We start from the raw sequence: 11,216 nt of genomic DNA, 5'->3' as shown, positions 1-11,216 counted from the left end.
GATTTAATACCTTTGGTTATTTTCCTTCTCCATAGTTAAAGCCGTAGCCATATCCGTAGCCGTAACCGTAGCGGTAGCCGTGGGAATAGCCGTAGCGTGAGCGGGAGAGTGGGGTGCCGTTGAGGATGAGGGCCATGGAGCGATATTTCTTTTCCTCATAGATACGTTCGAGCTCGGGGAGCATAGAGCGTTCGAGCAGACCTGCACGTATGATAAAGATGGTCCTGTCTACGTGGGCGTCGATGATTTGTGCGTCGGCTACTACCTCGATGGGCGGACAGTCGATAAATATATAGTCGTAAGCCGGGCGCAGAGCTGTGATGAGTTCCCCGAAGCGCGGCGACTCAAGCAGCTCGGTCGGATTGGGGGGCACTACACCCACCGGGAGTATGTCAAGCAGCGGATTTTCGGCATCCTGCACGATGATGTCGTGGAGATGTGTCCCGGGATTGGCGAGATAGTTGGCTATGCCCTCTTGGGGCGAACCTATGTAGGCCGATGTAGAGCCGTGACGCATATCGCCGTCGATTACAAGCACACGTTTACCCTTTAGAGCCATTGTCATAGCCAGATTGACCGAGACAAACGATTTGCCCGAACCGGGGTTGAACGATGTCACGGCTATGACGTTGCCTGTGCCGCTGTTGTTGCGCATAAACTCCACGTTAGTGCGCAACACGCGGAATGCCTCGTTGATGATGTCGCGTTTGCCCTCCTTGACGATGAGAGTGTTGATGCTGTGGTCATTTTTCTTATTCTTGCGGCCTGAGGCAGTACCGGCCTCGGGTATTTCGCCAAGGAACGGGAGGGTGAGATGTTCGATGTCCTTACGGCCGCGTATGCGGGTGTTGCTCGTCTCGATTACAAATGTCACGCCAAACGGCAGAGCGAGGCCGACAAGCACCGAAATCATGAGTATCGATGTCTTGGCCGGGGTGGGGGGCACGCCGGCCGGTCCCGGTTTGTTGATTACACGGGTGTTGTAAGCCGTAAAAGCCTGTGACAATTCGTTTTCCTCTCTTTTCTGAAGCAGGAAGAGATAGAGCGACTCTTTCACCTTCTGCTGGCGTTCCACCGACAATAGATATTTCGCCTGGGCCGGAGATGTGGCAATCTTGGATGTCGTGGATGCCTGTGAGTGCTGTAGCGAGCGGAGTTGGGTGTTGAGGGCAGCTATCTGGGTATCCACGGTTGCTACTATGGCGTTGCGCAGGGCCGCAAGTTGCTGGTCGATGGTAACGACAAGCGGGTTGGTGTCTGACGACTTCTCGACTAGAGCGTTGCGCTGCAGAAGCATCTCGTTATATTCGCTCACCTGTTTGGCGATGTCACCCACAAGACCCGAGTTGGCCGGCAGGAGTTGATTGCGCGAATCCTCGGCAGTCAGATAGGTCCTGACAAACCGCGCCATCTGTATCTTATTGTTTATGTCGAGAATTTCCGAGGCTATCTGTTGGTTTTGAGACATATACATGGATGACGCCGCGGCGATATCGGGTATGAGGTGCTCCGACTTGAACGACGATATGTCATTGTCGACATTGCCGAGCTCGCCCTCTATGACATTGAGACGTTCATTGATAAACTGTGAGGTCGAAACGGCGATTTCGTTTCGGTCTCTGATCCACGAGTCTTTGTACACATCGATGAGGGTGGCGAGCACATCGTCGGCACGCTGTATGGAGCGGTCTGATAGAGTGAGACGTATCACGCTGCTGTTCTCACCGCTCTGCGACACACCGAGATGGCTTGAATATATAGCCTGGGCTGTCTTGACGGGTATTTTGTTGACTTCGAGCTCGATTGCGGTGCCGGGAGTATAGGCAGGCGAGGGATTGACTATCATGATGCCGACGGGAGTGGCGATTGAGTCACCGAGCGAGCCGGTGAAATTTTCTTCCCATTTGAGTTCGCCCTGTTTGAGCTCACTTATGGCAACTTTTTTGTCGGCTGAGATGTTTAATTCAAGAGTTGCCGAAGCGTCGGTCGGAAAATTGACTATCTCAAGTTGTATCGGTAGACCGGTGCCATAGGCCACGATGTTATGGAAGCGACCCTTGCGGAAGTAGTTGACATCGAGATTAAGGCGTCTCACCACCTCCTCCATCAGATCGCCCGAGCGCAGGTTGGTTATTTCATTGGCCACGCTTGTGCTTGACGATATGAGGCCGAGGTCGGCAAACTCCTCCATGCCGGCCGATTTGCCTTTTGAGGGCTCTTTGATCATTATCTCCGTTGCGCGTGTATACACGTCGGGTGTACGGAGTATATATACCATGGCCGCGCCCACACACACGATGAGTGACAATAATATCCAAGGCCACTTTCTGAGTGTCAGAAAGATAATGTCGACAATGGGTACCGGGGTGCTTTCGGGTGTTTTTTTTCTTCTCTGAGCGGGTGTTGTTGCGTTGTTTTCTGCCATGATATTATTTTGTCAGACTGATTACGAGTGTTGCGATGGTCACACCAAAGGAGCCTACCGACATCCAGAAAGCCGGAGTGAATGGCGTCTCGCCGTTGGGCGTGGTCTGTCGTTTGAGTTTATCGTTGAGTTCGACGTATATCACATCGTTCTGTTGCAGATAGTAGACAGGCGATGCAGCAAGGGCGTCAAGGTCAATAAGATTGACACGATGCACCTTTTGCGAGCCGTCGGCCTCTTCGCGCAATACGAGTATGTCCTCACGTCGGCCATTGACTTTCAGGTCGCCGGCCATAGCGATGGCATCGACGATGGTCATGTGGTCCATGTTAAACTCGATGCGTCCCGGGTTTGCCACCTCTCCGAGTACTGTAATGCCGGTGTTGGCAAACTCTACCGTGACTATCGGATCTTTGACGAGGTCGCGTGTGATGAGTTCGTTTTTGATATATTCACCTACCTCATATCGTGTCATGCCGGCTATATGCAGCTTTCCGAGCACGGGAAAGTTGATGTCGCCTTCTGGGTTGACAGTATAGAGCGACACGCTGCCCGACGATGTGTTGGATGAACCTATGGTCTTGGTGCCGGCAGTGGACGCCTGGAGCCGATTTTGGGCTTGCACGAGGTTAAACAGTGTCGAGAGTGAAGGGTCGGGTGTATTGACCATTATCGACAGCTTGTCCTCGGGTTTGACTCTGATTTCGAGCGGGGTGAGAGGATTGACCGTCTCGCCGACTTTGGCGTCCTGAAAGTAAGTGATGTTCTTGGGTGTCGAACACGAGCATGCCAGGAGTGTTATTGTTGCGATAGGGATGAGGCGCGTTGTGATTTTCATTGGTCTGTTATAGAGTAGGGGAGTTGGTGCTGTAGGCTTGTTCCGGTGGAGGTTATGGCTTTCAGCACGGTTTTAGAAATGATTTATGTATCTCGGCTGTGATAATGGCTCCGTTGAAGGCTTCGATTTTGATGAATACTTTCAGTTTGTCATCCGACAGTTTTCTGACCACACCCACTTGTCCGCAAAAGTTGCCGTCGATGACGGTAACGCGGTCGTCGGTGTTAAATTCCGGTGTGTTTACGTCGGGGAAGAAGTATTCTATTGTATCGCTTGCGATATTTGAAAGCAGCATAAACATTCTCATTTCCTCGTCGGGGATGAATGACGGCCGGCCAGTCGAGCGGTTGGCATAGACATAGGCCTTGGGCCACATGGCTTTCTTCACACGGCTTGCGGTGTCGGCCCGGCTGCGGAAAAACAGAATGTCGCCTAATATCCTTAGCGATTTGTCATGCCGCTCAGAAGGTATTACCGGCATGAATGTCTCGGCACGTTCGATATATGTCTGTGCGGATGGTGTGTCGAGAAGTTTTGCCGCCTCGGCCGGTGAGATGTCGTGACATCTCATCACATACCAGTGTAGCGTAGAGTTGTGTATACTGTCAGCCACATTCTGATAGTATTGCCGGTTGGCGGCGGCATTTGTGTTTGTTACGGATGCGTCTACGTCTACATTAATGTAGGTTGTCGGAGTCTTCAGACAAGCAGAAATCACCTCCGGCCCGAGACCGCATCTGAGGGCGGCTTTTACCCAAGCGTCGGCCGACGAGAGTGGTGTCAGCCCGGCTTTTAGATTAAGCATCCGGCCTATGGCATAAAGCCTTTGACTGTATGCTTCGTCGGAGAGCGACTGTATGTAGTCGCAAAACGGTGTCCCGTGTTGCGACTCAAATCGTTCGATTAAATCTTTCTGGTGGGGGATTAGTATGGCTGAGTGCTCGGTGTCACTGCGGGCTATATCTTTTAGGGCGTCGAGCGACAGGCCTCCGCCGTAGAAACTCAGCATAAACACGTCGCGGGCTTTTTGCAGCAGTGACGAGTTGTCGAGCGGGCTTGACGCGATTGTCGCCACGTCGGCCGGCTGTAAGATGTGTGTTGTCGGCTCATTAACCGAGCCTGTATCCTTAAAGGCTGTTTTTATAAGTTCCCGGTAGCTCTTGCCAAGCTGTTTGTTGAACATGGCCCGCAACATCTGCTTGTAAAGCCTTGCGGTTGACGGTGCTATATCGCGCTGAAGCATGCTGTCACCGAAACTCTGCACGAATGCCGGGGTTATATTGTTGATTGGTAGTGAATTATCTCCCCCTAAAAATATGCGTAGCGAGTTAAGCATCGAAAGATAGTTTCTTGCCGATGATTTTGATTTATCCGCCTTGACGAGTGTTTCAAGGTCTGAAATCAGTATGAAATTTCCCACTGACACAAAAATTTAAACATCTGAGTTTTCAGACAATTCTTCTTTTCCTCTTATTTTGGATCGACACCAAAACAAAAGTCAAACAAGAACAGGTGTTTAAAGTCCAACATTATGAATAATGATTGGAATAGGGGAGATAAAAATCCTGTGATATGACGTTTGTAAAAAGTATCTCTTGTGAAGAGATGCTTTTTCGGGCGCAAAGTTAGGCAATTTTGAATAAATATACAAACACTCGATAAATAAAAAGACAGGTGGCCTGTGCTGAAAAATGATTAAAACCGAGATTGCGAGGATATATTGAGTTGCAATTTTGCATGCAGACTCGCGCTATTTTATAGCAAAACAATCCCGCACAAAGGAGCCTTGTCAGACATCCTTTATGCGGGATTGATATGTGTCAGTTATAGGAGACTATTTGGCTTACATCATGCCGCCCATGCCACCCATTCCGGGAGCGGGCATTGCGGGGGCAGGGGTGTCCTCTTTCTTGTCGGCGATAACGCACGATGTGGTGAGGAACATGCCGGCGATTGAAGCAGCGTTTTCAAGAGCCACGCGGGTCACCTTGGCGGGGTCGATTACGCCGGCAGCCATGAGATTCTCATATGTGTCGGTGCGGGCGTTGTAGCCATAGTCGGCGTTGCCTTCCTTGACTTTCTGTACCACTACCGCGCCTTCCTCGCCTGCGTTGTCTACAATCTGGCGGAGGGGCTCCTCGATAGCACGACGGATAATCTGTATACCGGTTGTCTCGTCCTCGTTGGCACCCTTGACGTTCTCAAGCAGCTTGACGCAGCGTATATAGGCCACACCGCCACCGGGTACGATACCCTCGGCGATAGCCGCACGAGTCGCGCTCAAAGCGTCGTCCACGCGGTCTTTCTTCTCCTTCATTTCCACCTCGCTGGGTGCGCCGATGTGGAGCACAGCCACGCCGCCGGCGAGTTTGGCCAGACGTTCCTGGAGCTTCTCGCGGTCATAGTCGCTGGTGGTCTGCTCGATCTGAGCCTTGATCTGAGCTACGCGGGCAGCGATATTTTCCTTGTTGCCGGCACCGTTTACGATGGTGGTGTTTTCCTTGTTGATGGTCACCTTCTCAGCACGGCCGAGCATCTCTACGGTGGCGTTGGCGAGCTGCATGCCCTTCTCTTCCGAGATTACAGTGCCGCCGGTGAGGATGGCGATGTCCTCGAGCATTTCCTTACGACGGTCGCCAAATCCGGGAGCCTTGACAGCACATACCTTGAGCGAGCCACGCAGACGGTTGACAACGAGGGTGGCGAGAGCTTCCTGATCAACGTCCTCCGAGATGATTACAAGTCCGCGGCCGCTCTGTGCGGTAGCTTCAAGCACGGGGAGTATGTCTTTGATGTTGGAAATCTTCTTGTCGAAAAGAAGGATGAAGGGATTTTCCATCACACATTCCATCTTTTCGGTATCGGTCACGAAGTAGGGTGAGATGTAGCCGCGGTCAAACTGCATACCCTCCACGATGTCGACTGTGGTCTCGGTGCCCTTGGCTTCATCGACGGTGATTACACCCTCTTTCTTTACTTTCTTCATGGCCTCGGCTATGAGATGGCCGATAGCCTCGTCATTGTTGGCCGAGATGCGGGCCACGTCTTCAATCTTCTTGAAGTCATCGCCTACCTCCTGGCTCTGGGCCTTGATGCCCTCAACCACGATGGCTACCGCACGATCGATGCCGCGCTTGATGTCCATGGGGTTGGCTCCGGCTGCTACGTTTTTGAGGCCGACGTTCACGATGGCCTGAGCAAGTACGGTAGCGGTGGTGGTGCCGTCGCCGGCGTCATCGCCGGTCTTCGAGGCCACCTCCTTTACGAGCTGCGCGCCCATGTTCTGGAAGGGGTCTTCGAGCTCTACCTCGCGTGCCACGCTCACACCGTCTTTAGTGATGTGGGGTGCACCGAATTTCTTCTCGATGATTACGTTGCGGCCTTTGGGACCAAGGGTTACCTTTACGGCGTCGGCAAGAGCGTCAACACCTTTCTTGAGCTCCTCGCGGGCCTTTATGTCAAATTTTATTTCTTTTGCCATGATTGTCGTGCTTTATATATTATAATATGTAAGATATTATTTCTCGATCACTGCGAGCACATCGCTCTGACGCATGATGAGATATTTGGTGCCTTCCACCTCTACTTCGGTGCCGGCATATTTGCCGAAAAGCACTTCGTCGTCTTTCTTTACTACCATTTCCTCGTCTTTGGTGCCGTTGCCTGTAGCGATTACGGTGCCGCGCAGAGGTTTCTCCTTTGCCGAGTCGGGAATGATGATGCCGGCGGCGGTAACTTCCTCAGCGGGAGTGGGGAGGATGAGCACGCGGTCAGCTAATGGTTTGATGTTCATAACTGGTATATGATTTTAATGTTTTAATTTATATTTTTTATATGTTTTCATATGGTTGATTTAGCAAAATCCGTGCCAAACGGCGGCATTGTCAGTCATGACTGACAACTTGTCATAACAACAATTTTGCCGGTCTTTTGGTTCTACGATACAAAATACCAAAGGTCTCTCTGATATATAAAGACAGGAGTACGGAAAATAGATCTCAATCTTCCGTACTCCTGTCTTTTTTATGCTTTATATGTTCAGAGTATCACTTTGACGGTCGGGCCGTTCTGGATTGATACGATATACATGCCGGGGGCGAGGCTGTAAGCCGACTCGCCGCGTCCGGCTGCAACGATGCGTCCGGCTACGTCATAGACCGATATGGCTGTCTCGGCCGTGACACCTGTCACTCTGATTGAGCCTGATGTGGCTATCACCATGGCTTGGAGAGCGTTGATGTCAGTTATGCCCGACTGGTAGTCGTCGCCGAAATATCCGTTGGCGTCAGAGAGACGCATGGCGTTGACTTTGAGTTCGCCGCCGATGGTGACGGGTGCGAGTTTCACCATGCGGGTCTCGGGGTTGACGGCAATCTCACCCTTGAAAGGGAAGTCGCCTTTCTCAAGCACACGCATGGTGCGCCATCCGGGGGTGACGTCACAGTTGCGTGACTCCTGGAGCTTGAGGCGAGGGTTGCCGGTGCCGATATACTCAATGTCGAGCGCGAGGAGTTTTGACTCGCCGTCAAAGAGGGTCATGATTTTGTCGCTTGTGCTGGTCATCGACGCATGGTCGGCTGATTTTCCGCCCGACACCTGTACCCAGTGGGGGTAATCGTTCTGAGAGGTCTGCACGATACCGCCGGTGGTCTCGAAAGGTGCCACTGCGTTGAATGGCGCGAATGTCAGAGGCAGAGTCTTGGCCTGCTTGCCATAGTGGGTTTCGCCGCTCTGCTTGGCGGGACCGAAATCGGCGGTGCTCATCTTGATTGTGCCGGTATAGCTCTTCTCGCCTGTGAGGTCGGTGAGGGTGCCTTCGGGAAATGTTATGGAATAGTCGGTGTTGACGTTAAGAGCCTCATACGAGATGGTCAGTTTCTTGCCTGTGGCAACAGGGCTGATGGTTTCCCACTGAGTGATGCCTTTGATTTCAGCCCCGCCGTTGTAGGTCACTTCCTGATTGAATGTAAGTGAGAGAGAGCCGTCGGCATAGCTTAGATTGGTATTGTCGAGCGAGCCTGCGGTCACTTCTATGGGTTTGTTGGGATCTTCCGGCACCCAGCGTTCTACGAGTATGTCGTTGACATCAAGTTTCTTGCCGTTGGCGTCAAACTTGAATTTAACCGGCCCTGCCGACATGTAGTTGTATGTGAATTTATATATACGTTTCTTATTGCCGACTGCGATTGATGCTACCTCGGCCTCGTTGCCGTCGATGATGGTGTGGAGCTTGGCTGTCTTGGATGATTTTCCGTCGGGATTGCCGACCCAGATTGTGACTACGCAGGGGCCGGTCACTTCAGGTGTGGTAATGTAACCTCCGGCCGAAGGTGTATAAAACTGGATGCAGTTGGAGGTCGCGCCGGCGTCTTCTTCAGTAGCAGGGCCGTAGTCCTTGGATGAGTCAGACGAATAACAACCCGGCATGGCGATGATACGGAGCGAGGTGGCACCTGAGCCGATAATCATGCCGTCAAAATCCTTGCTGGTGTTGGCTGCATTGATGATGTTTGTATTGGCTTTCAGATTGCCGTATTCTTTGGCATATTTTGCTGGCGTGGTTGTAAAGTCGGTGTAGAAAAGAACACCTCCGGCTGTGGTGGTGAAGTTCCATACATCGCTTGATGTGGTGCCGATGGTGTTGGTGGCATCTACGCGCCAGTAATATGTCTTGCCGACTTCTACTGTCGACGAGGCGTCCCATTCGGTCTTGCTTATGCCGGTAGCTACCTGTGAGAGACCTTCAGCCGATTCGCCAAACATCACCGTATAGGTTACGTCGCCTCCATAAGTCTTGATATTATTTTCCCATGTCAGAGTCAGACCGGCGGCTACACCTGCTCGTGAGCCGCTGGCCGGAAAAGGGTTGGTCGACGGAGCCGGAGCTGCAGGGTCACCGATGGTCTCAAACTTGACAGTGTCGGAATAGTCGGAAAACAATCCGTTGCCGTCGGTCGAGCGCATGCGCACCCAGTAAGGAGTCTTTTCGGTAAGTCCCTTGATTTCATATGAGCTGTTGCCCGCGGGCACGTTGGCTACTTCTGTGAAAGTAGTGCCGTCGTTAGAGAGCTCGATGATAAATCCGTGCTTGGAGTTGTCGTTGATATCCCAGGTGAAGGTACCTGAAGTCTTGGTCGGGTCACCTGTGAGAGCAAACTTTACAGGTTTCTTTATATAGGGAAAAGCCTCGGTGATGCCGTTGGCGAAGTTCTCTATGTTGGTGTAGCCGTTTGCAGCGATGGCCACGGCGTCGGATGCATCGTTGGGGTTGAGACCGTTCTTGATTTCCCATTCGTCGGGTATGCCGTCACCGTCGGTGTCAAGAGGCTTCACACCGCCAGAGAGTACTCCCGTACCCTTGTGGGGGAGCTGTGATTCAGCCGAGATACCGTTCTCAGTGCCTATTATGCCATAGCTTGTCAACTCGTCAATGATGTATTTGTCCACCTCGTCGCGAGCGGGAAGCACCGGGCCGACATTGTCGATCATCCACTTGTAAGCCTCCTCGGCTGTCATCATATTGTCGATGGCCGGGATGGGGCGGGGGATTGAGCGGTAATTTTCCGATTTGATAATATCATAGTCCATTTTACCGTCGGTCGTACCGTGGATGACTTCATGGATGACAGTCTTGTTGAGCGCGTCGAGTGACTCTACAGGTGTGCTACCCCAGTCGACTGTAGTCTCCTGTCCGTTTATTATCACGGGCCTGTTTCTCAACCAACCTCGGCAATCGTCAATAGGCATGAGCTTACCGTTGAGCACACCGTCAAGGTTGTCGTCATAATAGTTGCCGGCTGCATAGATGTGGAAAGCCTCCGTGCCGCGGATAAATGGAGCGGCCGCGCTCTTCCAGGGGCCTCTCATGAAGTAATTGTTCTCGATATGGGCCCAGGATGCACTCTCGGTCTCTCCCATGATGTAGCAGCCGCCGTTGCCCCAGTTGTACACCACGTTGTTGACATACTGGTTGAGGCCCTTCACCTTCGGGTTGCGGGTCTTGTTTTCAATATAGAGGTTGCGATAGATTGTCACGCCGCCGTCGGTCTGAAGGAGACCGCCGCATGAATGGCTCTGCAGACCCTGACCTATGATGGAGTTCTGGATGGTAATATTGTATATATCACCCTTGCCATCCGGATTGATGGAGAAATTCTCGTCGCGACCCCAGAGCACCGACAGGTGGTCAAATATCATGTCGTGACCGTTGGCAATACCTGCGGCATCCTTGCCGGAGTCACCGTTGGTGCCCATGCGGAAACGCATGTGGCGCACGATGAGGTTGGATGCTCCCGAGAACGACACGCGGTTGCCATACACCTGTATGCCCTCGCCCGGAGCGGTCTGTCCGAGTATGGTGTTGTTGCCCTTGAATATAAGTGTGCTTTTGAGGTTGATGGTGCCACATACGTCAAACACCACGATTCTACCCGATTGGCTCACGGCGTCGCGCAGTGAACCGGCTCCTGAATCGTTCAGGTTGGTCACGTGATAGACTTCGGGATTGGCTACGGCACGGGCTCCGAGAGTGTATTTGCCAAAGCCCTCTGCGCCTGGAAATGCAAGAATCTGCTCTTGCGCTGACATTCCGGCAGGGATAGCCATAGCCGCGGCAAGCCATAACCGGATTTTTTTACTTAATTTCATATGATTACATGGTTTTAGAAATAATGTCTTCCTTACGATTTAAGGTCGAGTTTTGTCGTGTGCTCATTTTCTGCGAATCTGTCAATTCACAATGACAGTGCAAAGATACGTTATTATATTTAACATTAATTGTAAAAACATGCTTTGGTTAACTAATTTTAACCGAAAATTATAATATTGGTAACTATTCAGCGGACACGCTAAGGCGATAATGTGGAATAGACATCACCATTATAAGTAAATTCAACCTGCTGATTTTATAGTAATTAGCTGCAATTTTATTTGGTAAAGTCAAATAAGTTTTGT

At 51.6% G+C, this 11,216-nt stretch carries 6 protein-coding genes; all 6 read right to left on the bottom strand.

The window, feature by feature from the left end; genetic code table 11:
- Nucleotides 1–16: 16 nt before the first annotated feature.
- The 6 genes from QGT73_RS09055 to QGT73_RS09030 all read right to left on the bottom strand — a co-directional run bounded on the left by QGT73_RS09055 (nt 17) and on the right by QGT73_RS09030 (nt 10,910).
- A complete protein-coding gene (locus tag QGT73_RS09055; RefSeq protein WP_280122257.1) occupies nt 17–2,425 on the bottom strand; it encodes a GumC family protein in 2,409 nt (802 codons plus the stop codon).
- 4 nt (nt 2,426–2,429) lie between these two features.
- On the bottom strand, nt 2,430–3,263 hold the full coding sequence (locus QGT73_RS09050; RefSeq protein ID WP_280122256.1) for a polysaccharide biosynthesis/export family protein: 834 nt from the start codon (nt 3,261–3,263) through the stop codon (nt 2,430–2,432).
- 61 nt (nt 3,264–3,324) lie between these two features.
- A complete protein-coding gene (locus QGT73_RS09045) occupies nt 3,325–4,683 on the bottom strand; it encodes a phage integrase SAM-like domain-containing protein (RefSeq protein ID WP_280122255.1) in 1,359 nt (452 codons plus the stop codon).
- A gap of 423 nt (nt 4,684–5,106) precedes the next feature.
- Nucleotides 5,107–6,744 (bottom strand): chaperonin GroEL, encoded by a 1,638-nt coding sequence (groL, locus tag QGT73_RS09040; RefSeq protein ID WP_280122254.1) that lies wholly within the window; start codon nt 6,742–6,744, stop codon nt 5,107–5,109.
- A gap of 36 nt (nt 6,745–6,780) precedes the next feature.
- Nucleotides 6,781–7,056: a co-chaperone GroES gene (locus tag QGT73_RS09035; protein WP_123616005.1), complete on the bottom strand. Its 276-nt coding sequence runs from the start codon at nt 7,054–7,056 to the stop codon at nt 6,781–6,783.
- Between the two features lie 245 nt (nt 7,057–7,301).
- Nucleotides 7,302–10,910, bottom strand: coding sequence for a hypothetical protein (locus tag QGT73_RS09030; RefSeq protein WP_280122253.1), 3,609 nt, complete (start codon nt 10,908–10,910; stop codon nt 7,302–7,304).
- Between the last annotated feature and the right edge of the window lie 306 nt (nt 10,911–11,216).

The sequence above is a fragment of the Duncaniella muricolitica genome (genome assembly GCF_910574735.1).
GTDB lineage: Bacteria > Bacteroidota > Bacteroidia > Bacteroidales > Muribaculaceae > Duncaniella > Duncaniella muricolitica.
Note: the sequence above shows the minus strand (reverse complement) of the source record. Positions and strands in the feature narration are given on the sequence as shown.

Bases quoted from the DNA above. Each gene is read 5' to 3' on its own strand.
- groL (WP_280122254.1), bottom strand. From the start codon at position 6,744: ATGGCAAAAGAAATAAAATTTGACATAAAGGCCCGCGAGGAGCTCAAG.
- QGT73_RS09030 (WP_280122253.1), bottom strand. From the start codon at position 10,910: ATGAAATTAAGTAAAAAAATCCGGTTATGGCTTGCCGCGGCTATGGCT.
- QGT73_RS09055 (WP_280122257.1), bottom strand. From the start codon at position 2,425: ATGGCAGAAAACAACGCAACAACACCCGCTCAGAGAAGAAAAAAAACA.
- QGT73_RS09035 (WP_123616005.1), bottom strand. From the start codon at position 7,056: ATGAACATCAAACCATTAGCTGACCGCGTGCTCATCCTCCCCACTCCC.
- QGT73_RS09050 (WP_280122256.1), bottom strand. From the start codon at position 3,263: ATGAAAATCACAACGCGCCTCATCCCTATCGCAACAATAACACTCCTG.